This is a genomic window from Agarivorans sp. QJM3NY_29, from assembly GCF_050870835.2.
Classification (GTDB): domain Bacteria; phylum Pseudomonadota; class Gammaproteobacteria; order Enterobacterales; family Celerinatantimonadaceae; genus Agarivorans.
The window spans coordinates 1,041,189-1,066,565 of record NZ_CP194036.2 but is presented as its reverse complement, the minus strand read 5'-3'; the positions used below and the strand labels follow the sequence as shown (position 1 = coordinate 1,066,565).

The window sequence follows — 25,377 nt, the reverse complement described above, 5'->3', positions numbered from 1 at the left end:
AGAAAAAATAAAGCCGCTAATAATCAATAAGTTACACTATAGTTATGGCTATTGGATAAGCGGCTGCATTTACTGCGCAGCTTCTATACAATAGCCTTTTACCCACAGTTAACGAAGCCATGATCAGCAAACCAAATAGTGAAGCCGAACTCTACGCTCGCGCCCAATCCTTAGCCGGACTGAGTCTTGGTGAATTAGCATTACGTGAAGGCTTTAGCATTCCCGCTAACTTTAAACGTCAAAAAGGCTGGGGGGGTCAACTGATTGAATGGTGCCTAGGGGCAAGCGCTGGCAGCAAGCCGATTCAAGACTTTCCCGAACTAGGCATCGAATTAAAAACGATCCCAATTGATGCACAAGGTAAACCTCTGGAAAGTACTTATGTATGTATTACGCCGCTCACTAATGTGGCAGGGCTGACTTGGCATCATAGCAATGTCTACAATAAGCTTTCGCGAGTATTGTGGATCCCCATATTGGCAGAACGAAGCATCCCTATCCCGCAACGGATTGTCGCAAACCCAATTTTGTGGAGCCCTTCAGCAGAGCAAAACCAGCAACTCCAAGCTGATTGGGAAGAGCAAATGGAGATGATTAGCTTCGGCCAAATTGAACAAATAACGGCACGCCAAGGACAGGTACTACAATTACGTCCTAAGGCCGCAAATAACAAGGCAAGAACTGCCGCCATAGGACCCAATGGCAGCCTAATTCAAGTACTTCCTCGAGGTTATTACCTTAAAACTGTGTTTACTCAAGAGATCCTTCGACAATACTTTCAACTTTAAAAAAACCAATCTACTATTGACCAAGCTCTCACTTTTTTGAAAGAATCACTATTGGTCACAATGTATACGGATTTATTTTATCTCTCGGAGGAGAATAGCATGCCCTTAAAAAAGCAATATCTAAAGTCCAAACCTGAAGTAAAGGTCACCTTTGAAATTGAAAAGGAAGCCACCCAAGACGCCGCGCAGATCTATTTAATTGCCGAATTTAATGAGTGGCAGCCGATAGAGCTAACCAAACTCAAAAATGGCAAATTTAAAGTCGTGGTCAATGTTCCCACGGACCAACAAGCAAGCTATCAGTTTAAATATAAACTGTGCTTAGCTGATGGGACCGAAACCTATGACAACGATTGGCTCGCAGATAGCTATCAGAACAGTGGTGTTGGTGGTGACAACTCAGTCTTAGAAATCGCCTAGACTCGCGCACAAAAAAGCCCGCATACGCGGGCTTTTTTCTCGAAGAAGTAGACTTACTTCGTCGCCAACTTTTCTTTAATACGGGCTTTCTTACCAGAAAGTTCACGTAAGTAGTAAAGTTTAGCACGACGAACGTCACCACGACGCTTAACAGTAATACTCTCAACTAGCGGGCTATGAGTTTGGAATGCACGCTCAACGCCTTCACCGTTTGAAATTTTACGAACCGTAAATGCTGAGTGTAAACCACGGTTACGCTTAGCAATTACTACGCCTTCAAACGCCTGTAGACGCTCACGATTACCTTCTTTTACCTTTACCTGTACAACTACTGTGTCACCAGGAGCGAACGCAGGTACGTCTTGCTTCAATTGCTCTTCTTCGAGCTGTTTAATAATATTGCTCATTACTATTTCCTAGAATTAACTGAATCTTTATTTATTATCCAAGGGCGTTTGCTCTTGGATGAACTCAGCAAGAATCTTTTCTTGCTTGTCAGTCAGAGCTAGATTCTCCAATAACTCCGGTCGCCTCAAATAGGTTCGCCCAAGTGCTTGTTTGTAGCGCCACTCTTCAATTTTTTTATGGTTTCCACTGAGCAGTACCGGAGGTACCGCCTGCCCATCCAAAACTTCTGGACGAGTATAATGTGGACAATCCAACAATCCATCAGAGAATGAATCCTGCTCAGCTGAAGCTTTATCCCCCAAAACTCCCGGAATTAACCGCGAGACGGCGTCTATCATATTCATTGCTGGCAGCTCACCACCACTTAACACATAATCACCAATCGACCATTCTTCATCAACTTCGGCTTGAATTAAGCGTTCATCAATGCCTTCATAGCGACCCGCAACTATAATCAGCTTTTGCTGTTGAGCTAACTCCATTACTCCATCTTGCTTCAAGGTACGCCCTTGCGGTGACATATAGATCACCTTAACCCCATCACCAGCAGCCTGTTTAGCAGCATGAATCGCATCCCGTAAGGGCTGTACCATCATTAACATACCAGGGCCACCGCCGTAAGGCCGGTCGTCCACCGTACGATGACGATCATGAGTGAAATCACGCGGATTCCAACACTCAATCTTAACTAAGCCACGTTTTACCGCACGCCCAGTCACACCGTACTCGCTTATAGCATGAAACATTTCCGGAAATAGACTCACTATTCCCACCCACAACTGTGGTGTCTGCTCAGCCATAAAGGAACCTAAAAACTAGGATCCCAATCAACAGTAATAGTTTGAGACTCGCGATCGATGTTATCAATTATCTGAGACTCTACGAACGGGATTAACCGTTCCTTTTTGCCAAAGGCATCTTTTAAATTGGCTTTCACAACCAAGACATCATTCGAACCTGTTTCCATTAAATCGGTCACATGTCCTAAGTCATAGCCACTGCGATTCACCACTTTCATGTCCATCAGGTCACGCCAGTAATATTCATCATCAGATAGCTCCGGTAGAACCTCCGGCGAAGCCGCAATATCCATCCCGGTTAAACTCTGAGCTTGTTCTCTCACATCAAAGCCCGCAAGCTTCACGATGAAAGATTTACTGTGTCGCCGCCATTCTGTCACTTCAATCGAAGTATAGTCACCAGAACGACCTATCAACCAAGGTTGATAGTTAAAAACAGCTTCCGCATCTTCAGTGAACGAGTTAACTTTAAGCCACCCTTTAATACCGTAAACGGCACCTAAGCGACCTATCACGATGGGCTGTTCTTTATTGCTCATCTTAACTCCACTAAAAAAGACTGAATTATGCTGCTTTTGAATCTTTGATTAGCTTAGCTACACGGTTAGAAACCGCAGCGCCTTGGCCAACCCAGTGATCAATGCGGTCTTGTTCTAAGCGAATACGCTCTTCTTGACCACGAGCAATCGGATTGAAAAAACCTAATTTTTCAATGAAACGACCGTCACGTGAATTACGGCTATCAGTAACAACTACTTGATAGAATGGACGCTTTTTTGCGCCGCCACGTTGCAAACGAATGGTAACCATATCGTCCTCATACTAGTTAAAAAATTTAAGGTCCCTAAATGGGAGTCCCGCTAATTGAAGCCGCGGAATTGTACTCCTTTTTGGGTTAATTGCAAGTTATAAGGCCAGCTTAAACGGAGTTAAATCAGCAATGGATGCAGGTTTAAAGGCTTCGTTAAGAATCGCAGATTTTCTGGTGAAGTCGAAGCCCCTCAGCCATCAACTGAATCGCCTTGTTCTGTAAAACATTTTTGACAATATGAGTCACTTAGCCCAGCATAAGTCGCCTGTTAAGTTGTAAGGTGCGCAGAGAATGAAATACCAATGGATCCTATTTGACGCTGATGAAACGCTATTCAACTTTGATGCCTTTGCGGGGCTCAGACTGATGTTCTCACGCTATGGGGTTAACTTTAATGAGCAAGACTATCAACACTATCAAACCGTTAATTTACCGCTTTGGGTCGACTATCAGGCCGGAAAAATATCCGCTCGCGAACTCCAGCAGCAGCGCTTTAGCCAATGGGCGGCCAAGTTAGGACTTCATCCACAACAACTAAATAGTGCCTTTTTAAATGCCATGGCCGACATTTGCAGCTTATTACCGGGAGCCAAAGAACTTCTAGATGCTTTATCGGGCAAAGTCAAAATGGGGATCATCACCAACGGGTTCACCGCCTTACAAACGATCCGTTTAGAACGCACTGGTTTAAAAAGCTATTTTTTCCCACTGGTTATTTCCGAACAAGTCGGTATCGCTAAACCGCATGTTGATATTTTTAATCATGCCTTTAAGCACATGAAGCATCCTGCAAAAGACTCTATTTTAATGGTGGGGGACAATCTGCACTCGGATATTCAAGGCGGGATTAACGCAGGTATTGATACTTGTTGGTTGAACCGACATGGTCATGCTAAACCTGAAGGGATTGCGCCTAAGCACGAAGTGAATTCACTTAAAGAACTGCAACACCTACTGATGACTGCTTAAGTAAGTTGCAAGTCAAAATGTTAAAAGGAGCATCGCCCTTCAGCTGATGCCCCTTTCTGTTATATGAACCTTTACCCTTTTTAGGCCGCTCCACTTTGCTTTTAAACAGTGGACTGGTGACTAAAGCTTTAAGCGCATTATCATTGATCTGGCCTCGGCCATGCGCATGGGCAAGCTGCTTAGCCCGTTTGTTTTTGTGACTCATGTTCACCTCATTAGTTAGTGTTACAACACCGCCCTTGGCGACGAAGTGAGCAATTATATAGCAAGTCTCATCAATTAGTACAACAATGTAATCATGTCATTCATCACCGAAGGATCGCTCAACTTGAATCCCTACTTTCCCCAAAATGTCCATAAACACTATCACGCCCACGTGTATTTCGATGCTACGAGCCTCGAATTTGCGACACAGCTATGCCAACAGGCCGCGCAAAAATGCGCGATTAAAATGGGGAGAGTGCATCAAACCTTAGTTGGCCCTCACCCACATTGGAGTTGCCAGCTTAGTTTCTCAGAACAACATTTTGAACAGCTCATTCCTTGGTTAGAAGCACAACGCCAAGACTTAAACATTTTGGTGCATGCCCAAACCGGTAATAACTTACGCGATCATACCGAGTACGCCTATTGGCTAGGAACTCCCCAATCTTTAAATTTATCGATGTTTAAAAAAGGTAGCGATGGTGAAGATGACGACAGTTAAGCAAGCCAAACCTTGACTGACACGCGGAGTTACCGAAACGCGATGGTTTCGCCCATGTCGATTTGCGACATCAAAAAAAGCCGCTCTGTTATTTCACAGAGCGGCTTTTAAGCACAAGCTAAAACTCAAGTTAAAGAATTACTGACGCTCTAAAACAAACATCTGATTTTCAGCACCCGCCTTACAAGTATATTGGATGATATTAGCACCATCAGCCGCTGACTTAGACGCCACATCTAAACACAACTCACTATTTCGGTTAATGATTCTCCATTTACCTGAACCTGCAGCTTGGAAGCGGAACTGTTGATTCGCACCACCCCAGTAATCATAGAGTTGTACATTGGCTGCTGCACTGGTTGAAGAAGAAGCCACTTCTACCCCTTTCGTTGAAGCATTCACTGGCGAAATACGATGCCAAATACCATCCACGTTAGAGATAACAAACTTCTGGCAATCGTTAGCTAACCAACTAAATTGCTGCACATTCGTTCCATTACTGCTACCACAGTTGGCAACATCAAGCGCTTTCGCACTATGCAATGGTGAAATTTTGTAGGTGCCATTCACGGTACCATTCACCACCGAGCTTCCGCCATCGGAACCCCCACTGGTATAGCCATTATAAACTTCAAACTCGGCGATTTGCGGGCTTGCGCTCGCAGCCTGAATCACAAAGCTCAGCTTGTTCAAGCTGACGTCAGAGAAAGTAATTACATCTGGCACCGTACCGCCATTTGCCAAAGTTTCACCCGTGTCATAGTTCACTAATGCCCAAGAACTAATCCGCCCCTCGGTGCCTGAAGATGGAACAATTCTTACGGCGTTGATAGTGGTATTTAGATTTTTAACGTTAATGGTACCGGTTGAGCCAGAAGGGGCCCAATAGGTAGCGGTGTCACCATCAATCACATTACCGTAACTGGTACCACTGGCTTTAGAACTACCATCTGCGGCAGCGTTTAAAGCAAGATTCTCGCCATCACCAGGAACCGTAGGATCGGTCGGATCGGTTGGGTCAGTTGGATCGGTTGGGTCAGTCGGATCCGTCGGTGAACAGCTCCCGTCAGACACAGCCAGGCCTTTATTTGCCCCGGCAGCCGCTAACACCAAGGCAGGAACACAACTTGCGTCATCCATCAAGTAACTATACGGAATACTAATAGAAGTGGTTGAAACAGGGTTCGGTCCAGCGGGGTGTGACTTATCATCGTCAGACGACCAACTCACGTTGTCCCATATATTGCCACTCACCTGCCAATAACCCATATCATTGGTATAGAAAGTCCCTAAAGGATCGCTAGAATCTTTCACATAGTTATTTTCAGCACGAATTTGGCCGCCAATTCGAGGATTCATTCCCGAAGAGATTAAACCATCATAGTAATTGTTGTAAGAGTGAGCCGTTGCGTGTCTAAGCAAGGGAGTGCGAGAGTTAATATTTTGGTAATAGTTGTGATGAAAGGTCACTGGACCATTGGTGTCATCACTATCGCTAGAGCCAACCAAACCACCCCGTCCAGAATTGCGTAATATACTGTAAGATAGCGTGACATACTTGGTGGTGGCTTTCATATCAAATAAGGCATCATAGCCGTCACTTTCTCCGCCGCTGGCCTCTAATGTGACGTGATCCACCCAGACGTTATATACATTACTCTCCATACCAATGGCATCCCCACCATTAGAGGTTGGTGAGCCTGATTTTTTAACATTCCGAACGTGAACATTTTGAATAATAATGTTTGATGCCGCTCGTAGATGAATACCGAGCTCATCAAATAAAGCGCCACTACCGACCCCAATAATACTAATATTACTGACTTCTTTTAGTTCAATTTTATCTGCTGCTGTATTACAACTATCGCCAGATACTTGACTGGTATTACCGTGATTAATAGTGCCCTCAACTCTAATAATAATAGGCGTATCACTAGAGGCTCGATTACATAAGGCTTCGTGAATTTGGGTACCGGTACTGGCATAAACAACCGCACCACCTTGTCCCCCAGTCGTTCCACCATTTTGAGTAGCAAAACCGCCGTTGGCTAAAGCCCCCGCTGTATACAAAGACACAGCAATCGCTGTCGCCTTCAATGTAAATAAAGAATATTTCTTCGCTTGCATTATCATCTCAAATCCTATTCAAATTCATGTAAAGGAATGACAAATCTGCATATACATCATGCTACAACTTGATAATATCATTTCTTATGATCTTATTTTAATGAACACACCCAACAGATTTAAAGCCATTATAAAAATACATAAAAAACAATTTAAAACTTATATATTTAGGATTAAATACAACCTCCCACAAGAACTAAAAACCTATCACCCACAAAAAAAATACAAAACAAAATAGCGGATCTAAAAAAACAAACCGTTATTTCGATAATCAATAGTTGTATAAAGTGAGTAGGAAATCAACAGGGTAATTTGGGAATGTTGAGCTATTTCACACTAATGATTTTATAAAACATTCCTAAACAAAAAGTAACGAGTAACTCAAGGATAAAACAGGTGACTATAAATTAATCATTAAGAGAAAAAGGTCTAAATGATTTACATCACATAATAAAAAACAATCCCCCCCCCCAATTAATACAACCACAACAAAACCCCCAACACACTGATATATAATGAAATATATGAGCCACTTAATTCATCAAGAAGATTCGCAATCAATGATTGACCTTGAATTTAATCATCGGTTTTTTAGGGGCCACTTTTAAACTCATCTGAAAAACGTTTAAATTTAGAAGGCAAAATAAAAGTCACAAGACTTTAAATAACAAACAAAAAACGTAAAGATCAAAATCAAAAACAAAAAATAAAACAAGGATAAATTAAATTTAGTCTATCAAATCAGATAAATAGCTTAGTCTTTAGTAAAGGCAGACGCAGTTCTCTTTCAGAAAATAAATAACGCCCATAAAATTTCAACATAGCAGAAGAAGCCCTTAGATTAGAATGAATAGCTGAATCGCTCCCCCCAAAGCAGATGATTAATTGGTGACAAAATGCCGTAGATGGTTTTTTAGATAAGCATATAAAATTTAAATGTACACACCTAGCATTTAGGAAGTAATAACTCGTTAACCAGCAATCGAGAAGCATCCCAGCAAAGTGACAATTAAGCTTAATGAGATGCCCATATCAGGCCACTTAACTGGATAATTTATAGCCTAAACATGCTATAAACTAGTCCACTGCTCGTAAAGTTTTGAACAAAACGGATCACTAGTGGGTAAGTTAACCTCGCAGAGAGAAGTAGCTTAAATCACCAACGGGCGCTAGCCTTTCAGTTAATCAGCTGCGAGTCTAAGCCTGCACCTTGAGCATCACAACGAGGACCCCAAAATGTCTAAAGATCCCCGACATATCGATAAACGCTTACCTTTGGTGATGGTCTTATTTATTGGTGTATTTTGTTACTACACCTGGTCACCTGATAGCCCGTTTCAAACCTCTCAGCTCCCCCGCTTAGAACAGGCCCTGAGCCAGACTTTTCAAGGGCTGAGTCGTGGCAATATTCGCCTACTAGCGAGTCGGAAAACATCCCCCAGCCACTACAACTTGAAGGCCATCACCACCGATGGTTCCGCTCTTGAATTACAAATCTTGGCAAACCTCCCCCAGCCACCAGCCATCGGTTCTCTCTGGCGAGTCAGCGGCAAACTCCAATGGCAAGGTGACATCGCTATTCTCGACACCCTCGTCGCTAAAGGAAGTATGACAAAACGCCACTGAGCCTCAATAAGAAGCGCCAATACAAACTGAATCGCTAACGATACCAATACCAAGCCAAAATAATAAAACAGGCTGGTAACAAAAAATCTCCAATAAACTGCGCCAACGCAAGGTTAATCGCGAGCTATGTCTGAATAATAAAATCAGCTGATGATGAAAAGGACAAAGTGATGAGTGAAACAAACTGGAAGTGGCTATTGTACATCAGTATTGGGCTTGGCTTAACGCTAGTACTGTTAGGCGTCGCGCTGGCTATGTTTACCAGCATCAGTGTTGACAGGGGCGTTCAAGGGGTACAAATTATCGCCGGGATCATCGGTGCAGGCTTATTACTAATGGTGCCCAGTAAGATCCTACTCACCCTCATGTTAATGAAAGACAAACCGAAGCGGAACCCCCACACTAAGTTATGACAGGGATCATCAGGCTTGGCTATTTACAACTGCTGTTCTATCCATTGTGACAGCGCTTGCGCGGGCAAAGCCCCGGCTTGCTGAGCCAGTAATTTACCACCTTTAAAACAAATTAAGGTCGGGATAGAGCGGATCTGATAACGCTGCGCCAAGACTGGCAATATTTCAGTGTTCACTTTCAAAAACTGAGCTCGATGCGCAAACTGCTGAGCCGCTTGCTGATAGGCCGGAGCCATACTCTTACATGGGCCACACCAAGGCGCCCAAAAGTCGACAAGCACCGGTAAGTCTCCCTTTAAATGACGAGCCAAAGCGGCTTCATCGACCTCAATGGCTTTCCCCGCAAATAAGTCCTGAGAACATTTACCACACTTCGCTTGCTCGGACATACGTGCTTGAGGAACACGATTACCCGCTTGACAGCTGGGACAAATAACTATTAACGCTGCACTCATGGTTTTCCTCTTTCTTTCATTTCAAGGCTTTCTAAACAGAGCCTATAGCGCTTGTAAATGCTCGACCAGCAACTGCAAACTACGTCGCCCACGAAATTCATTTACATCCAGTTTATAAATTAATTGCACCTGCTTCAACGCAGCATTTGGCCACACACTACGATCCACATTAAAAGCTATCGCATCAATTTCCTGTGACATTCCAGGTAATTTCACACTCATCTTCAAGTGCTTTTCCCCTACAACCCGCTGGCTACATAGTTCGAAATGGCCATCAAATAGCGGTTCTGGGAAACCTTGTCCCCAAGGCCCAGCTTCGCGAAGCATCTCGGCAAACGACAATACCTGATATTCAGCTGGCAATTCACCATCACTCCATAGAGTATGGGTTAAACAATCCTCATCAACAAAATCGCTAGAGGTTTGCTCCAAGCAAGCTTTAAATTCGGCCAAGCGAGTCTGAGGTAAAGATAAACCAGCCGCCATTGCATGGCCGCCAAATTTACTAATCAAGCCCGGATTCTGAGTGTCAATTCGCTCCAATAAGTCACGTAAATGAACCCCTGCGACTGAGCGCCCCGAGCCTTTTACTTCGCCCTTGTCACCGTCGGCAAAAGCAAATACCGGACGGTAATACTGCTCTTTAATTCGTGATGCGACTAAACCAACCACTCCTTGATGCCAGTCAGCCTGATATAAACACAGCGCCTTAGGTAAGCTCTCACTATCTAAACGCAGTTGATTAACAATCACTTGTGCCTCTTGCTGCATACTTTGTTCAATGTCTTTACGCTCACTATTAAGACTATCCATTTCACTCGCTAATTGCCGAGCATGGTGAATATCATCACTCAACAAACAATGAATCCCCAAACTCATGTCGTCTAAGCGGCCCACTGCATTTAAACGCGGACCAATCGCAAAACCGAGATCGCTAGCCACCATGTTGCTCTTGTTACGCCCCGAGACTTCAATTAAGGCTTGGATCCCAGGCCGACACACTCCGGCACGGATCCGCTGTAAACCTTGATGCACCAAAATGCGATTATTGCTGTCTAGCGGCACCACATCCGCCACCGTGCCCAAGGCAACCAAATCGAGTAAATTCGCAATATTAGGTTCTGCGATCGCTTGTTGAGTAAATAAATCAAGTTCACGCATCTTACTGCGTAAAGCCATCAACAAATAAAATGCCACCCCAACACCCGCTAAGTTCTTACTGGGAAAGGCGCACGCCGACAAATTGGGATTCACAATGGCCGCAGCCTTTGGCAAATGTTCGCCAGGTAGATGATGATCGGTGATTAAGACCGGGATCCCCAAAGCTTGCGCCTTATCCACCCCCGCGATACTTGAAATACCGTTGTCTACGGTAATGATCAGCTGCGCACCTTTAGCCGCCGCAAGCTCGACGATTTCAGGGCTTAAACCATAGCCATATTCAAAGCGATTAGGCACAATGAAATCCAGTGATTGAAAGCCAAACAACGGTAAGCCAGCCATAAGTAAGGCAGTACTAGTGGCTCCATCGGCATCAAAATCACCCACCACCAAAATTTTACGGCCATTGGCTAAGTGATCAATCAATAGCTTGACCGCCTCATTCATACCGTTTAAGCCCTTAAACGGTAACAATGCCTGAGCTCGGCGCTCCACATCGGCGGCGCTGCGCACCCCACGACGTAAATAAATCTGCTTCAGTAATTCAGGCCATTCGGCTGGTAAAGCCTGGCTATCTAGCTGCTCTCGACGACGTAATAACACGTAATTTTGTACTCTACATAGGGGGCAAAATAGGACTCATAAAAAAGGCTCCTAAGGAGCCTACAATACTTAGCTACGTTGTAATAATTCCAGCAGGGCTGCTGGCGGACGATAACCAGGTAGCATTCTGCCATCTTGCAATACCATCGCTGGTGTCCCACGAACACCAAAAGCCTCACCTAAGTGATATTGCTCAATCACATCTTCCTTACAGGAAACCTGCGCAATCGCCCCCCCTTGTTTAGCCGAGCTTAAGGCTGCAGCTTTGTCATCGGCACACCATACATTTTGCATCGTATGGTAAGCAGGTGACTGTAAACCACCCCGCGGGAAGGCTAAGTAACGTACCGTAATGCCTAAATCGGTATAACCCGGTAACTGCTCAATCTTATTGGTATCGGGATTTTTCTCTTGATAAGTGTATAACTCACTATGCAACTTACGACAATAACCACAGCTGGTATCAGTGAATACGGTAATCACATATTTTTCATCTTTAGCCTTAAAGGTGATCATATCATCTTCAAAATTGGCTAACTGCTTAAGTCGTACCGCAGACATACTTTGGTCAGTTAAATTGACTCGATTCACCAAATCAAACAAGCTGCCTTGCAACAAGTAGTTACCATCTTGACTCACATAAAAAATCCCCTGACTACTGACGACTTCGTAAATTCCCGCCAAGGGAGTTTCGGCAATAGAGTCAATATTAACCCCAAGACGAGCAGCGATCAGTTGCTGGATTTTAGTCAAATCTAACTGAGCCGATACACGACTAGGCGCTTTGCTTTGCTCGCCACCACTTATTTCAGTACTGCTATTGCTCCAAGCTTGACTAACACTCAAACCAAGTAAGCTTAGCGACAATACCAGGGCCTTTGATAACTTCATTAGATCTTCTCCGAATTAGAACTTGTAGTAGCAGACCGAGTAAACTCTGCAAAACTTACCGTCTCTATTGAATAAATGCAAACTTGTTGCTCACGCTCGCGGGTGATGCTGATCATAGACCGAACGTAAACGCTCGTTAGCCACATGCGTATAAATTTGCGTGGTGGATAGGTCACTGTGCCCTAACAACATTTGAACCACCCTTAGGTCTGCACCATGGTTCAGCAAGTGAGTGGCAAAGGCATGACGCAGGGTATGTGGCGATAAACCCTCGGATATGCCAGCTAAGCCTGCGTAACGTTTAATCCGGTGCCAAAAGGTTTGCCGCGTCATCTGACAGCCTCGCGCACTAGGGAACAATACATCACTCTCAGTTTTAAGTAATAAGGGCCGTGATTGACGTAGATAGCCTTCTAAACAGTCCACCGCTTGCTCACCTAAGGGAACCAAACGCTCCTTACCGCCTTTGCCAACGACTCTCACCAAACCTTGGCGCAAGCTTACTTGCTCCATTTGCAGGCCAACCAATTCAGTCACTCGTAAACCGGTGGCATACAACACTTCCAGCATGGCTAAATCTCGATGCTGGATCGGATCATCAAGCTGTGGCTGAGCCAACAAAAGGTCCACCTCGGCCTCACTGAGTGTTCCTGGCAGATGCTTAGCCAACTTTGGCTGTACCAATAGTGCGGTGGGATCATCCTCGCGTAGCTGCTGCTGTAACAAAAAACGATAAAAACGGCGCAAGGTTGATAATTGCCGAGCCGCAGAGCTAGCTTTTTGCCCTTGCTCATACCGTGCACTAATAAATGCTTGTAAATCTAAAGCCGAGGCTCGCTCTAGAAACAGGCCTTGCTTGGTCAAAAATAACGCCAGTTGCTGGAGGTCGTTACGATAAGAAAGCAGCGTATTATCAGCTAAATTATATTCAAACCATAACTGCTCAATAAATCGGTCTAGATAAACCATCGAACTATCAGGAATATTTTTACTTGGCATATTGCTTCACTGTGATTACTAATCTGCAAATGAGTATATTGGTGTTGCTGAAAGCTTTTGCTACACTGCCCGCGCTGCAAACCAACGCGAAAGGACGTTTACCCATGCGTATTGGCCTCTTTTATGGCTCATCTACTTGTTATACCGAAATGGCCGCCGAAAAAATTCAAGCTGAATTTGGCGAAGACCAAGTAGATCTATTTAATGTGAAAGACTGTGATATTCAGAAAATGAGCGATTATTCGGTACTTATTCTGGGTATTTCTACTTGGGATTATGGCGAATTACAGGAAGATTGGGAAGCCGTCTGGGACAATCTTGAAACACTCGACCTGAAAAATAAAACCATCGCTCTGTTTGGCTTAGGTGATCAAGTGGGTTACTGCGAATGGTTTTTAGATGCCATGGGCATGTTGTTTGAACAACTCGCCCCTTCTGGCGCGAATTTTATCGGCTTTTGGCCAAACCAAGGCTATGAGTTCGAGGTCTCTAAAGCGCTCACAGAAGATGGAGAGTTTTTCTATGGTTTAGCTTTAGATGACGAAAATCAATATGATCTCAGCGACCAGCGCATTGCCAGCTGGTGCCAGCAATTAAGCCAAGAACTGCAACAATTAGGCATTGCTTAACCAGACCTTACTGCACTCACATCGAGCACCGTCATGTAGGGCTAAGCAAAACTTATGAGGCTGCTGCCACTTGTGATTTACTTGGCCCGATCAACAATATACTGAGGGCCAGCCATTAAATTAATGGTGGATAAGCGAGCGCTTTGGTTTGTTTAAAGAGCTGTACGAACCGTCCTTCACTTAGTGAAATCATGTCCTCTATTGGTGCTAAAAAATACAGTTTTTACAATTCACATACATCTGGTTCAGCAGGCAGCGGTGAAGCTCCTCCTACGATTTTTCCATTATGTTCAATAAACCAGTACCCGGTTTTTTTGGAGCAGGTTGAACTGGCTACACAGGACTGGGTTGACGGGTTCAACAACAGACGGCTGCTGAGTTCGATTGGTGATATACCGCCAGCAGAATACGAAGAAAACTACTATCGACAGTTGCCCGATACTCGGGCAGCATAACTCAAATAAACCTGCCTGCGAATTTGTCGGGGCGATTCACCTTGATAACAGTCGCAAGCTTTGGCCCGTAAAAAGCATATTACAGATTGACTAAAGAAAGGAACATCGGCTGATTCGTTAGTTGTTTTCTAAGCGCCTTTGGTAAAAATTTTGTCTACACCTTTCACTAAATAATCGGTATAGCGCCCTATGTCTACAAACCCAAATGACTCGTAAAATGTGGGGCCTAGAATGTATAAGTATCGACGATAACATTTGGAATATCGCTGCGCTTAGCTTCGCTCTCAACTTGAGCCAATAGCAGACTAACGATGCGGTGATTTCTCAAAGAGCAGACAACTAAAGAAACCTGATTTGAATTGAGGTGACAAAATAACACCCGTTAAACCAGCAATCACTCACTCGAGTTATCTCTGATAAATAGGGCAAATGATTGTTCTTCGAATTTTAGGATATGTTTCTGACTAAACTCACCCAAACCTTATAGATACTGACAAAGCAAAGTCAATTTCCAAGACTATCTCCGTACTTTGGTAGACCGCTAAGCAACTATTTTAATATCGTTTGAGTAACATGCATTGCAGCGGCTTGCATGGTTGCCACACAAGCACAAAGCATGACGAACGCTTAAAATTACAACCAAACTTCGGGTATCGGCCACAATCATAGTGGCCTGTTACACCAAACAGCTGTATTAGGCCGTTTCCGCAAGCCGTTCCTTTTGAGGCCCGACCAACAGGCTCACAATCACAGCTGCGAGCGTAGGCAGTAGCCATGCAAATCCTTGGCTAAATCCAGGTAGAATATTAAATGCGTCCATATTCACCCCTGTCGCTTTAATGGCGTCGAGAAGCCCAAACAATGCCGCGACCCCAACCATCAATCGCGCCGTCATTTTGGGACGCTTAAACCAAGTCACCAGCATGTTGAAAGCAATTAAAGCAACCGCCACCGGATAGATCCCAATCAAGATGGGGATCGATACCAGCAATAACTGATTGAGTCCAATATTGGCGACCAAGGCACAACAAGCCACACTCATAATTGCAATATATTTATAAGAGATCTTGGTATTATCACTCAGGTAAGTCGCGAAAGAAGACACCCCACCAATAGCCGTAGTAAAACATGCAAGACTCACCACGGCAGCCAACAACCATTGGCCTTGAGGACCAAATAATACTTTCACGTAGGCAACAATAATTTCACCGCCGTTGTTCGCACCCAGCGCCACCCCCGTCGCGGTAGCCCCTAAGTAAAACAACACCACATAAAACAGAGAGAGTCCTAAAGCAGCAATCAAGCTGGCTTTCACCAAATAGCCAAATTGCTGACGTTGATCAGTCACACCTTTGTTATTTAAGGCATCGACCATCAATACCCCAAACATCAAAGCGGCAAGCGCATCCATGGTGTTATAACCATCGATAAAACCTTGACCAAATGGCATTTCGGCAAAGCCCTGCTGGGCTGGCGCTATCTCGGCAAAAGGGTGGCTAAATAACGTAACGCCAATCACTGCAATACAAATAACCAACAGCGGAGTAATCACTTTACCAACCGAGTCAATTAACCCGCCACGACGCAAAATAAAAAATAATGCAGCAATAAAATAAAACAAAGAATAAGCCATCAGCGTTAGCTGGCTAGCATTTTCAACCAGGGGGACAAAACCAAGTTCATAGGCAACCAAACAGGTACGGGGGATCCCGAACATGGGAACCAAGACTAAATAAATCGAGAGCGCGATTAAATTAGCAATTTGACTTGGCAAGTAGCGACCCAACTGCACAATTCCACCACCTGCCTTGGCTATCGCTAACAAACCTAACAAGGGAAGCCCTACAGCTGTCACTAAGAAGCCCAACATCGATAACAGCAAATTATCTCCCGCTAACATGCCGGCCATCGGCGGAAAAATTAAGTTTCCGGCCCCTAAAAAGAAAGCAAAAAGCATTAAGCCTAAACTCATCGTGTTCCATGAGCCAAGTGCTTTGGACATGTGTATCCCCCGTGTTAATCACCGCATCCTCAATTAACCGCGGAGTATATATTACGCAAATAAAACATAAAAGCAGTGAATCAAGCTGAATTGGTGAACTTTGATCTCTAGCAATAACCAAAAACTCTACATGTTTAGGTAGAAATCTCTACAAAGCGATACATATTGTGGACTATAATTTTTATCTTCTTGATAGATAAGAATTTGTTCACTATGAGCCGGAATATGAACCTGTTTCGACAATAATAACAACATTCGGATCGGTGCCTTATGCGGCAATGAACGAACCATTGCCTTACGCTCAACCAACCAGCCTTTGGTTGCCGCACAAGTCAACCAGCGTGGTGCCTCGGTACAAGGCAAAATTAAGCCAACTCGAGTTTGCACATCAGACAATGACTGGAGCGCGCTAAAAAACTGCTCTGCGCTCAAGTCGCCATCATGCCGAGCTTGCTGACGTTTATGCTCAAACACCTGTCCAGCGGGGAAATAAGGCGGGTTCGATACAATTAACGAATAGGGCTGCGCACAACTAAACTGTTGCATACTCTGATGAAAAACTTGAATCGCTTCTGGCCAAGGACTATGGGCAACATTTTGTCGAGTCTGCTGGCAAGCATCTGCGTCAATGTCGATGGCATCAATCTGAACATTGCCCAGCATACGTTGCGCCAACATCAAACTGATTAAGCCAGTGCCACATCCTACATCGAGCAGTCGACACTCCGCTGGCAGAGTTAGCCATGCCGCGAGTAAAATCCCATCGGTTCCCACCTTCATCGCGCAGCGATCATGAGCCACATGAAACTGCTTAAAAGTGAAACCCGAACATTGATTATGATTGATCACTTCTTGCTTGCCTTAGTTTGGCGCTATACTATGCCGCGAATGTAAATGACCCGCGCTTTTGGTTCAAGTCGATGGCGCCTCACAAACTGGCAGATTTTCCAATGACCTTTGAAGACCTCGACCTCGACCCACAAATTTTACACGCGGTTGAAGATATGGGCTTAACTAAAGCCACCACAATCCAACAACAAACCATCCCAGCGATGCTAGACGGTCGAGATGTATTAGCCAGTGCCCCCACTGGCACCGGCAAAACCTTGGCATTTTTGCTGCCGGCAATTCAGCATCTGCTGGATTATCCGCGCCGTAAAGCAGGTCCTGGTCGTGTGTTAATTTTAACTCCGACCCGAGAACTCGCAATGCAGGTGGCCGAGCAAGCTCGCCAAGCAACCGCGCATACCAGACTAAGCATCATGGATATTACCGGCGGGGTCAAATATGACGTCCACGCCGAACAGCTCAAGGGCAACATTGATATTGTGATAGCGACTCCTGGCCGTTTAATGGAATACATCACCTACAAAGTATTTGATTGCCAAGCCATTGAAGTCTTGATCCTCGATGAAGCTGATCGCATGTTAGACATGGGTTTCATTAATGACATGGAGACCATCAGCGATGCCACCAGTGAACGTAGCCAAACCGCTTTATTTTCCGCCACCTTAGAAGGTGCCGGGCTGCTACGTTTTGCTGAAAAAGTAATGAGCAATCCTCAGCAGATCGAAGTTGAGCCACCACGCAGAGAACGAGCCAAGATCCAACAGATTGTTCATTTCTGTGATGATGCTGAACACAAATACCAACTATTGCGCCACTACCTATTAAATGAAGACATCGAACGTAGCGTAGTATTTGTAAAAACCCGAGAACGTTTATACGCCTTAGCCGAGCGCCTACAAAGTGATGATATTAAAGCGTCCTATTTACGTGGTGAAATGGCACAAGATAAACGTAATCAAGCAATGCAAGCCTTTCGTGATGGCGAAGTGAAATTCCTGATTGCCACCGATGTTGCAGCACGCGGACTTGATGTCCCTGAAATTAGTCATGTATTTAACTACGACTTGCCACACACCCCAGATGTTTATGTGCACCGAATAGGACGTACTGCGCGTGCAGGCCGCAAAGGGATAGCGATCAACTTAGTCGAGGCGCATGACATGAGCGCCTTAGCCAAGGCCGAACGCTACACCGAAGAGCCGATTAAGCGTCGAGTGATCGAAGGTCTACGCCCCACTCATAAAATATCTGCGGCCCCGGCGAAAAAGAAAAAACCAAAAACCGTTGTCGATAAAAAATTGGCGAAAAAACGCGCTAAAGGGCGCGCAAAAAAACTAGCCAAAAAAGCCAAGTAACCCACGACAACAAAAAAGCCACGCAATGCGTGGCTTTTCATTGTCTCTTCGTTGCTTGTTACTTAGTGATAAACCCGAACTTCAACTCGGCGATTGTCTGCGCGACCCGCTTCAGTTGCATTACTGGCAACTGGTGCCGCAGCCCCTTTACCTTTCTCGATAGTCGTACTGGCGCTTACCCCTGAGGCTCGCAATGCATCGGCAACGTTATTTGCTCGGCGTTGACTCAAAGCCATATTGTAATCGGCATTACCGACACTGTCGGTGTAACCCACGGCATCAATCGTCAGATCGTTAGCCATAATTGTATCGGCGATACAATCTACTTTAGCTTGCTCTGCTTGGCTATACTTATCTTTGTTGAAACCAAAAAGAACGTGTTTGAAGCCCATCACTTTATCGCCATCAACCATCACATATTGTTCACAGCCTTCTGGGATCAACACTGCAGCAGCCGCGACCACCGCTACTTGTTCTACAACCACAGCTTCTTCTACAACAGCTTGTTCAACGACGGCCTCTTCAACTGCAGCACAACCGCGTTCATCAACCACAGTACCGGCGGGGGTATCTGGACATTCATCTTGACTATTAATGACTCCATCACCATCTTGATCTGGATTGGCGCAGAACATCGCCCCAGTAATAACGCCACCGACAGCGCCAGCACCACCACCAATCAAGGCACCAAGACCGCCACCAATGGCTGGGCAAATAATCCCAGCATCCCCTTTAGGTGCATTCGAACAACCTGACAATGTTGCAACACCCAACAATGCCATGACCACTACAATCTTATTTTTCATACTCTCTCCATATGGACTTTTTCGACTTCTCTGTCGACAACCTTGAGCAAAAATAAGTTAGCTATTACCAAAAACTGCTCTTCATGGCAGTTATATTCAATATTGGCAGGGCTTTTCCAAGATAACAAGTGAATCAATAAAAACGCCGAAACTCTCGCGATACATAAGCCCTAAGTTTAAAGCAAATTAAGCGTGATCACGTAAGAACGTTAAATGGTTAGCATCGGAACTCGCTTCATCAAAATAGTAACCATCAGCATTAAAAGCACAGAGTTGCTCGAGATTATTAGGCTTTTGTTCCAGCAGATAACGGGCCATTAAACCTCGCGCTTTTTTAGCATAAAAACTAATGATCTTGTACTGACCATTTTTCTGATCTTTAAATACAGGGGTCACCACTCGAGCATTCAGTGATTTAAGTTTTACCGCTTTGAAATACTCGTTGGAGGCTAAGTTTAGCAAAACATTATCTGCTTGCTGTTCCAGGGCTAAATTTAACTGTTCAGTAATTAGCTCTCCCCAGAACTGGTATAAGTTACTACCACGCTCATTCGCCAACTTAATCCCCATTTCCAAACGGTAGGCCATCATCAGATCGAGGGGGCGGAGGCAACCATATAGGCCAGATAAGATCCGCAGATGCTGCTGCGCATGATCAAGTTGCGACGCATCTAAACGATAAGCATCTAAACCAGTATAAACATCACCTTTAAAGGCAAAAATTGCCTGCCGAGCGAGGTCTTCCGGTAAATCAGCGGACCACTCTGCAAAGCGTGCCGCATTTAACCCCGCCAACTTATCACTAATTTTCATTAGACTAGCAATCTCCGCAGGACTCAATTGCCGAGCCACCTCAATCAACTTTGCGCTATGCGCTAACATCGCTGGGCGGGTGGCTTTAGTGCAAGGTACTGCTGAACTAAAATCTAAGGTTTTAGCTGGTGAAATAACCGCTAACATAATGCTCCTTTGTCCTAATAATCGACGGTCACACCGTCTAACATTCCGCTGTCTAAGTTATTAGATTTATCACTGCCTTGCAATTTAATCATCAACCTTAAATCATTTGGCGAATCGGCATGCGCAATCGCTTCGGCGTAACCAATTACGCCACTTTCATAGAGATCAAACAGGCTCTGATCGAAGGTCAGCATGCCCTGCTCTCGCGACCGATTCATGAGGTCTTTCAGTTTATGCATATCACCCTTGCGAATAATGTCGGCAGCGAGCGGCGTATTTAACAAGATTTCAAATACGCCACGGCGGCTACTCCCGTCTTTCACCGGAACCAGCTGCTGCGCGACAATCGCTCGCAGGTTAAAAGAAAGATCAAAACACAATTGCCGATGCCGCTCTTCTGGTACTAAATGCATGATTCTATCCAGAGCTTGGTTGGCGTTGTTGGCATGTAAGGTCGCCATACACAGATGACCGGTTTCGGAGAATTGCAGCGCAAATTCCATGGTTTCACGGGTTCGAATTTCACCGATTAAAATAACATCCGGCGCCTGACGCAAAGAGTTCTTCAAGGCCTCTTCAAAAGAAGGGGTATCGATCCCCACTTCACGCTGATTAACAATGCAGCCAGCGTGTTTGTGCATAAATTCCACCGGATCTTCAATGGTTAAAATATGTCCACTTGAATGATGGTTGCGGTAATCAATCATACTGGCTTGGGTGGTCGACTTACCCGCACCAGTTGCCCCTACAAATAAGATTAAGCCTCGTTTTGACAAGCCAACTTCTTTCAGAATTGGAGGCAATTGTAGCTGTTCGAAACTGGGGATTTCAGTTTCAATCCGGCGGATCACCATACTCGGCTGTTCACGCTGGAAAAATGCGCTCACCCGATAACGGCCCAAACCTTGACGAGCAATTGCAAAGTTAGCTTCGAGCTCCTGCAGAAATGCCTGCAGCTGCGACTCACTCCGAATGCTGGACAACATTGCCATTACTTGTTCAGGCTTCACTGGTTGTTCACTGAGCGGCTGTAAACGCCCACTAATCTTGGCGCTAGGAGGAACGCCTACCGATATATACAAATCGGAGGCCTTGCGCTCCGACATCTCTCGCAATAATTGATCAAGTAACATCGAAGCTCCTAAAAGTTATTGGGATCAGCCGCTTTCGCTTTCGCATCGTTATAAGCCACCAAACCTTGATTGACTAATTCTTTTAAATTTTGATCAAGGGTTTGCATTCCATGGGCCATACCGGTTTGGATCACCGAATACATCTGTGCCACCTTGTCTTCGCGGATCAAGTTCCGAATCGCTGGAATACCAACCATAATCTCGTGGGCAGCCACTCGCCCACCGCCAAGTTTTTTCAGTAGGGTTTGCGCAATGACCGCCCTTAAAGATTCAGATAACATCGAGCGAACCATGTCTTTTTCTGCTGCAGGGAAGACATCAATCACCCGGTCAATGGTTTTCGCCGCCGAGGTGGTATGCAGCGTACCAAACACCAAATGCCCAGTTTCAGCGGCAGTCAGCGCTAAGCGAATGGTTTCTAAATCCCTTAATTCACCGACTAAAATAATGTCTGGATCTTCACGTAGGGCTGAACGTAAGGCATTAGTGAAACTATGGGTATCTCGATGTACTTCACGTTGGTTAATCAAACAATTTTTATTTTTATGGACAAATTCAATGGGGTCTTCAATGGTTAAAATGTGTTCATGACGCTGCTCATTAATATAATCAATCATCGCCGCCAAGGTGGTTGATTTACCTGAGCCAGTGGGGCCAGTCACCAGCACTAATCCACGCGGGTGTTCAGAAATTTGTCTAAAAATTGCGGGGGCAGCCAGCTGGTCTAAAGTCAGCACCTCGGAGGGAATCGTCCGAAATACCGCCGCCGAGCCTCTACTCTGTTGAAATGCATTCACCCTGAAGCGCGCAATACCGGGAACTTCAAAGGAAAAATCGATTTCCAAGTTTTCCTCATATTCTTTACGCTGCTTATCATTCATGATGTCATAAATTAGACTATGTACCTGTTTATGCTCTAAGGCGGGCAAATTAATCTTTCTGACTTCCCCATCCACTCGAATCATTGGTGGTAATTCCGCAGATAGGTGTAGATCAGACGCGTTATGTTTTACACTAAAGGCTAGTAATTCAGTAACATCCATTTATTCATTTCCCCGATGTTGAGACTATGAGCAGTATTACCCAAGCACTTCAATTTGTTAACCAAGAAATTCAGCAAGCGTTAGCTCAAGCACATCGTCCGCCAAATAGTGTAGCTTTGCTGGCGGTCAGTAAAACCAAACCGCTGAGCGACATTGCTGCAGCCTACCAAGCTGGACAACGCTTATTTGGTGAAAACTATGTCCAAGAAGGCGTCGATAAAATCGTTCAAAGTCGACAACAAACTTGGCTAAAAGATCCGATAGAGTGGCACTTTATTGGCCCCTTACAATCAAATAAGACTCGCTTGGTTGCAGAACACTTCGACTGGATGCAAACCCTAGCGCGGGACAAAATAGCCGAGCGCCTGAATGCACAACGTCCCAACAAAATGGCACCGCTTCAAGTGTGCTTACAAGTTAATATTAGTCAAGAATCGGCAAAATCGGGACTAAGCCTCACGCAAGTGGATGAGTTGGCAGCTTATGTTGCCAGCTTACCCAATTTGACTTTACGAGGCTTAATGGCCATTCCGCAGAAACTCGATAATGATCAGCGACTAGACCAACAATTTAAAGCAATGGCTGAAAAGTTTTCTCAACTACAGCAGCAATATGCTAGTGTCGATACCCTTTCCATGGGCATGAGTGGCGACATGCAAGATGCGATTAACCATGGCAGTACCATGGTACGTATAGGCAGTGCTATATTTGGCCAGCGTGGCTAAACAACAAGGAACAACAACATGACAGTTCGAATTGCGTTTATCGGTGGCGGCAACATGGCCAGTAGTTTAATTGGCGGCCTGATCGCTAATGGCACCGACGCAAGTAATATCACCGCCAGTGATCCAAACCTTGAACAACAGCAGAAGCTGCAACAAGAGTTTGCGATACCAGTGACCGACAATAATGCACAAGCCACCGCCCAAAGTGATGTGATTGTTTTAGCGGTAAAACCACAGCTCATGGCGATCGTTTGTGAAGATCTGGCCAAGCAAAGCGGCGATTTATCCAACAAACTATTTATCTCCATCGCAGCGGGTATCAGTATCGCACGTTTAAAAAACCTACTCGGTGAAAAAACCGCCATTGTAAGAACCATGCCGAATACACCAGCCTTAGTGGGCCGAGGCATGACTGGACTGTATGCTCCTAGCGATGTAAGCGCCCAACAAAGCGCAGCAGCAGAGCAACTGATGCAAGCGGTTGGAGAGACTTGCTGGGTACAACAAGAAGATCAAATTAACCACATTATTGCCGCAGCTGGTAGTGCACCTGCTTATTTTTTCTTGTTCATGGAAGCCATGCAACAACATGCCGAACACTTAGGTTTTAGTCCTGAGCAGGCGCGCCAATTGGTGCAACAATCGGCTTTAGGTAGCGCTGAACTGGTCGCGGCTAATCCAGACCTTGATTTAACGACCCTTCGGGCCAATGTTACATCTAAGGGAGGCACGACTGCCGAAGCCATTCGCGTGTTTGAAGAACAGCAATTACCGCGTATCGTCGGTCAAGCCATGGACGCCGCCATTGCGCGTGGGCGTGAAATGGAAAGTTTGTTTTAATTAATCAGAGGATCTTATGCAAGCGTTTAGTTATTTAATTGAAGTTGTATTCAACCTCTACCTGATGGTGGTATTGCTGCGAGTTTGGCTACAAATGGCTCGTGCTGATTTTTATAACCCATTGAGCCAGTTTATTGTTAAAGCCACCAACCCTATCGTGGTCCCCATCCGTCGAATTATTCCCGGATTTGCTGGTGTTGATTGGGCAGCAGTATTATTGGCAGTATTTGTTGCCGCAGTGAAATGGGCTCTTTTAATGCAAATGTCTGGCGGGATTAGCTGGCCGCAACTGCCACTCATTGCGCTACTCAATACTCTGAAAGAAGCCGGCTATATGATCTTTTGGGTGCTGCTACTCCGCGCGATTTTAAGTTGGGTGAGCCAAGGTCGTAGCCCGGTAGAATATGTACTAGGGCAACTCACAGAACCGATGCTCTCGCCCATTCGCCGGATTATTCCAGCAATCGGCGGACTCGATCTCTCGGTCTTAGTCTTGTTTGTTGCCTTGAACTTTTTAAACTTATTGATTAGTGGTTGGATCCCGCTTTGGAGCCTGCTGTAAATGCCAGCAGTGTCGATGGAAGGCGTAAACCTGCGTTTGCAGGTTTACGTGCAACCCAAAGCGAGTCGCGATGCCATCGTCGGTCTACATGGCGAAGAACTTAAAATCGCCATTACGGCCCCCCCTATCGATGGTAAAGCCAACCAGCACCTGAGTAAATTTATTGCCAAGCAATGCAAGGTGGCGAAGTCGCAAGTAAGCATTATTCGCGGTGATTTGGGCCGACACAAAACCATTGAAGTAACATCGCCACAAATTATTCCTGAAATAATTGCCAACTTAATGTAAGCAATGACCCACATTTTATTTCTATACTAAAACCAAAGTTTTTTAAAAGGTTAGCATCATGCGTAAGTATCTATTGTTTAGCTTTGTCAGTAGCCTGCTACTGTTTGCCTTTCCCAGCCAGGCTGAACAAAAAGTCTTGTTAGGTGACTATGAAGTCCACTATATGGCCCTAAACTCCACTTTTATTCCCGCCGAAGTCGCCAAGGTGTACCAACTGGAACGTAGTCGCTACAAAGGCTTAATTAACATCACAGTGTTAGATGCAAAAGCAAAAGGGAAGCCAGCTCTAGCGGTCAAAATATCGGGAACCGCGCAAAACTTAATTGGCAATCAAAATCAATTAGAATTCCAAGAAGTTCGTGAAGGCGATTCAGTCTACTACCTTGCGCAACTGCGTTTTAGCAACGAGGAAACCTTTCGCTTTGAGATCTTGATTGGTGAAGGCCCTAAACAGCAGCGGCTTAAATTCAATCATAAATTTTATGTAGAATAAGCCAATATCGATCAAGCAGGCGATTAGGGCTTTTGGCAAGCAAGCCCTTCGATTACACTT

At 45.0% G+C, this 25,377-nt stretch carries 29 protein-coding genes and 1 pseudogene; 14 read left to right on the top strand and 16 right to left on the bottom strand.

Translation table 11 applies throughout. The features are described from left to right. Positions 1 to 119: 119 nt before the first annotated feature. Both mutH and ACRRS0_RS04885 read left to right on the top strand, forming a co-directional pair. Positions 120 to 788 carry a DNA mismatch repair endonuclease MutH gene (gene mutH / locus ACRRS0_RS04890; protein ID WP_432454318.1) on the top strand — a complete coding sequence of 223 codons (669 nt, stop codon included), beginning with the start codon at positions 120 to 122 and terminating at the stop codon, positions 786 to 788. A 99-nt stretch (positions 789 to 887) separates the two neighbouring features. Next, positions 888 to 1,208, top strand: a complete 321-nt coding sequence (locus ACRRS0_RS04885; protein WP_432454320.1) for an isoamylase early set domain-containing protein — start codon at positions 888 to 890, stop codon at positions 1,206 to 1,208. Between the two features lie 53 nt (positions 1,209 to 1,261). On the opposite strand, the gene rplS is transcribed toward ACRRS0_RS04885, so the two are convergent. Genes rplS through rpsP form a run of 4 tightly spaced genes read right to left on the bottom strand, consistent with a single transcriptional unit; the run spans position 1,262 to position 3,226 of the window. Further along, positions 1,262 to 1,615 (bottom strand): 50S ribosomal protein L19, encoded by a 354-nt coding sequence (gene rplS, locus ACRRS0_RS04880; protein WP_432454322.1) that lies wholly within the window; start codon positions 1,613 to 1,615, stop codon positions 1,262 to 1,264. Between the two features lie 27 nt (positions 1,616 to 1,642). Further along, a complete protein-coding gene (gene trmD, locus ACRRS0_RS04875) occupies positions 1,643 to 2,416 on the bottom strand; it encodes a tRNA (guanosine(37)-N1)-methyltransferase TrmD (protein ID WP_432454323.1) in 774 nt (257 codons plus the stop codon). An 8-nt stretch (positions 2,417 to 2,424) separates the two neighbouring features. Then, positions 2,425 to 2,955, bottom strand: a complete 531-nt coding sequence (gene rimM / locus ACRRS0_RS04870) for a ribosome maturation factor RimM (RefSeq protein ID WP_432454325.1) — start codon at positions 2,953 to 2,955, stop codon at positions 2,425 to 2,427. A 25-nt stretch (positions 2,956 to 2,980) separates the two neighbouring features. Then, positions 2,981 to 3,226, bottom strand: a complete 246-nt coding sequence (gene rpsP / locus ACRRS0_RS04865; RefSeq protein WP_432454327.1) for a 30S ribosomal protein S16 — start codon at positions 3,224 to 3,226, stop codon at positions 2,981 to 2,983. A gap of 292 nt (positions 3,227 to 3,518) precedes the next feature. On the opposite strand from rpsP, the gene yjjG reads away from it, so the two are divergent. Beyond that, a complete protein-coding gene (gene yjjG, locus ACRRS0_RS04860) occupies positions 3,519 to 4,196 on the top strand; it encodes a pyrimidine 5'-nucleotidase (RefSeq protein ID WP_432454328.1) in 678 nt (225 codons plus the stop codon). On the opposite strand, the gene ACRRS0_RS04855 is transcribed toward yjjG, so the two are convergent. Continuing rightward, positions 4,162 to 4,401 (bottom strand): alternative ribosome-rescue factor A, encoded by a 240-nt coding sequence (locus ACRRS0_RS04855; protein WP_432454329.1) that lies wholly within the window; start codon positions 4,399 to 4,401, stop codon positions 4,162 to 4,164. The two genes, yjjG and ACRRS0_RS04855, sit on opposite strands and share 35 nt — an antisense overlap. Positions 4,402 to 4,524: 123 nt before the next feature. Here ACRRS0_RS04855 and ACRRS0_RS04850 point away from each other — a divergent pair, with 123 nt between their 5' ends. Next, on the top strand, positions 4,525 to 4,902 hold the full coding sequence (locus ACRRS0_RS04850) for a DOPA 4,5-dioxygenase family protein (protein WP_432454330.1): 378 nt from the start codon (positions 4,525 to 4,527) through the stop codon (positions 4,900 to 4,902). Between the two features lie 138 nt (positions 4,903 to 5,040). On the opposite strand, the gene ACRRS0_RS04845 is transcribed toward ACRRS0_RS04850, so the two are convergent. After that, positions 5,041 to 7,035: a pectate lyase family protein gene (locus tag ACRRS0_RS04845; RefSeq protein WP_432454331.1), complete on the bottom strand. Its 1,995-nt coding sequence runs from the start codon at positions 7,033 to 7,035 to the stop codon at positions 5,041 to 5,043. Between the two features lie 1,230 nt (positions 7,036 to 8,265). Between ACRRS0_RS04845 and ACRRS0_RS04840 the strand changes: the two genes are divergently transcribed. Beyond that, the gene (locus tag ACRRS0_RS04840) at positions 8,266 to 8,655 is read left to right on the top strand and encodes a hypothetical protein (RefSeq protein ID WP_432454332.1); all 390 of its coding nucleotides are present in this window, start codon (positions 8,266 to 8,268) and stop codon (positions 8,653 to 8,655) included. Positions 8,656 to 8,825: 170 nt separating this feature from the next. After that, positions 8,826 to 9,068, top strand: coding sequence for a hypothetical protein (locus tag ACRRS0_RS04835; protein WP_432454333.1), 243 nt, complete (start codon positions 8,826 to 8,828; stop codon positions 9,066 to 9,068). A gap of 23 nt (positions 9,069 to 9,091) precedes the next feature. On the opposite strand, the gene trxC is transcribed toward ACRRS0_RS04835, so the two are convergent. The 4 genes from trxC to xerD all read right to left on the bottom strand — a co-directional run bounded on the left by trxC (position 9,092) and on the right by xerD (position 13,177). Next, positions 9,092 to 9,523, bottom strand: coding sequence for a thioredoxin TrxC (trxC, locus tag ACRRS0_RS04830; protein ID WP_432454334.1), 432 nt, complete (start codon positions 9,521 to 9,523; stop codon positions 9,092 to 9,094). 42 nt (positions 9,524 to 9,565) lie between these two features. Beyond that, positions 9,566 to 11,287 carry a single-stranded-DNA-specific exonuclease RecJ gene (gene recJ / locus ACRRS0_RS04825; protein WP_432454336.1) on the bottom strand — a complete coding sequence of 574 codons (1,722 nt, stop codon included), beginning with the start codon at positions 11,285 to 11,287 and terminating at the stop codon, positions 9,566 to 9,568. 69 nt (positions 11,288 to 11,356) lie between these two features. Continuing rightward, positions 11,357 to 12,178 carry a thioredoxin fold domain-containing protein gene (locus ACRRS0_RS04820; protein WP_432454337.1) on the bottom strand — a complete coding sequence of 274 codons (822 nt, stop codon included), beginning with the start codon at positions 12,176 to 12,178 and terminating at the stop codon, positions 11,357 to 11,359. A gap of 90 nt (positions 12,179 to 12,268) precedes the next feature. After that, on the bottom strand, positions 12,269 to 13,177 hold the full coding sequence (gene xerD, locus ACRRS0_RS04815) for a site-specific tyrosine recombinase XerD (protein ID WP_432454339.1): 909 nt from the start codon (positions 13,175 to 13,177) through the stop codon (positions 12,269 to 12,271). A gap of 104 nt (positions 13,178 to 13,281) precedes the next feature. Between xerD and fldB the strand changes: the two genes are divergently transcribed. Beyond that, a complete protein-coding gene (fldB, locus tag ACRRS0_RS04810) occupies positions 13,282 to 13,806 on the top strand; it encodes a flavodoxin FldB (RefSeq protein WP_432456096.1) in 525 nt (174 codons plus the stop codon). A 317-nt stretch (positions 13,807 to 14,123) separates the two neighbouring features. Continuing rightward, positions 14,124 to 14,261: pseudogene (locus ACRRS0_RS04805) on the top strand (IS3 family transposase); the annotation flags it as partial. A gap of 694 nt (positions 14,262 to 14,955) precedes the next feature. Here the strand turns inward: ACRRS0_RS04805 and brnQ are convergent. Both brnQ and ACRRS0_RS04795 read right to left on the bottom strand, forming a co-directional pair. Further along, on the bottom strand, positions 14,956 to 16,263 hold the full coding sequence (brnQ, locus tag ACRRS0_RS04800) for a branched-chain amino acid transport system II carrier protein (RefSeq protein ID WP_432454340.1): 1,308 nt from the start codon (positions 16,261 to 16,263) through the stop codon (positions 14,956 to 14,958). 126 nt (positions 16,264 to 16,389) lie between these two features. Beyond that, positions 16,390 to 17,064 (bottom strand): tRNA1(Val) (adenine(37)-N6)-methyltransferase, encoded by a 675-nt coding sequence (locus ACRRS0_RS04795; RefSeq protein ID WP_439022895.1) that lies wholly within the window; start codon positions 17,062 to 17,064, stop codon positions 16,390 to 16,392. A gap of 149 nt (positions 17,065 to 17,213) precedes the next feature. On the opposite strand from ACRRS0_RS04795, the gene srmB reads away from it, so the two are divergent. After that, positions 17,214 to 18,467: an ATP-dependent RNA helicase SrmB gene (gene srmB / locus ACRRS0_RS04790; protein WP_432456097.1), complete on the top strand. Its 1,254-nt coding sequence runs from the start codon at positions 17,214 to 17,216 to the stop codon at positions 18,465 to 18,467. A 62-nt stretch (positions 18,468 to 18,529) separates the two neighbouring features. On the opposite strand, the gene ACRRS0_RS04785 is transcribed toward srmB, so the two are convergent. From ACRRS0_RS04785 to ACRRS0_RS04770, 4 genes are all read right to left on the bottom strand, one after another. Beyond that, positions 18,530 to 19,273, bottom strand: coding sequence for an OmpA family protein (locus tag ACRRS0_RS04785; protein ID WP_432454342.1), 744 nt, complete (start codon positions 19,271 to 19,273; stop codon positions 18,530 to 18,532). Positions 19,274 to 19,459: 186 nt separating this feature from the next. Continuing rightward, positions 19,460 to 20,233, bottom strand: coding sequence for a peroxide stress protein YaaA (yaaA, locus tag ACRRS0_RS04780; RefSeq protein WP_432454344.1), 774 nt, complete (start codon positions 20,231 to 20,233; stop codon positions 19,460 to 19,462). 14 nt (positions 20,234 to 20,247) lie between these two features. After that, a complete protein-coding gene (locus tag ACRRS0_RS04775) occupies positions 20,248 to 21,366 on the bottom strand; it encodes a PilT/PilU family type 4a pilus ATPase (protein ID WP_432454345.1) in 1,119 nt (372 codons plus the stop codon). 8 nt (positions 21,367 to 21,374) lie between these two features. After that, a complete protein-coding gene (locus ACRRS0_RS04770) occupies positions 21,375 to 22,409 on the bottom strand; it encodes a type IV pilus twitching motility protein PilT (protein ID WP_432454346.1) in 1,035 nt (344 codons plus the stop codon). 26 nt (positions 22,410 to 22,435) lie between these two features. Between ACRRS0_RS04770 and ACRRS0_RS04765 the strand changes: the two genes are divergently transcribed. From ACRRS0_RS04765 to ACRRS0_RS04745, 5 genes are read left to right on the top strand one after another with little or no spacing between them, the layout of a single operon-like run. Next, positions 22,436 to 23,134, top strand: coding sequence for a YggS family pyridoxal phosphate-dependent enzyme (locus ACRRS0_RS04765; protein WP_432454348.1), 699 nt, complete (start codon positions 22,436 to 22,438; stop codon positions 23,132 to 23,134). Positions 23,135 to 23,152: 18 nt separating this feature from the next. Beyond that, positions 23,153 to 23,974, top strand: coding sequence for a pyrroline-5-carboxylate reductase (gene proC / locus ACRRS0_RS04760; RefSeq protein ID WP_432454350.1), 822 nt, complete (start codon positions 23,153 to 23,155; stop codon positions 23,972 to 23,974). Positions 23,975 to 23,990: 16 nt separating this feature from the next. Beyond that, positions 23,991 to 24,536 carry a YggT family protein gene (locus ACRRS0_RS04755; RefSeq protein WP_432454351.1) on the top strand — a complete coding sequence of 182 codons (546 nt, stop codon included), beginning with the start codon at positions 23,991 to 23,993 and terminating at the stop codon, positions 24,534 to 24,536. Further along, positions 24,537 to 24,824, top strand: coding sequence for a DUF167 family protein YggU (yggU, locus tag ACRRS0_RS04750; RefSeq protein ID WP_432454352.1), 288 nt, complete (start codon positions 24,537 to 24,539; stop codon positions 24,822 to 24,824). Positions 24,825 to 24,882: 58 nt separating this feature from the next. Continuing rightward, the gene (locus tag ACRRS0_RS04745) at positions 24,883 to 25,317 is read left to right on the top strand and encodes a DUF4426 domain-containing protein (protein WP_432454353.1); all 435 of its coding nucleotides are present in this window, start codon (positions 24,883 to 24,885) and stop codon (positions 25,315 to 25,317) included. The last annotated feature ends 60 nt before the right edge of the window (positions 25,318 to 25,377 follow it).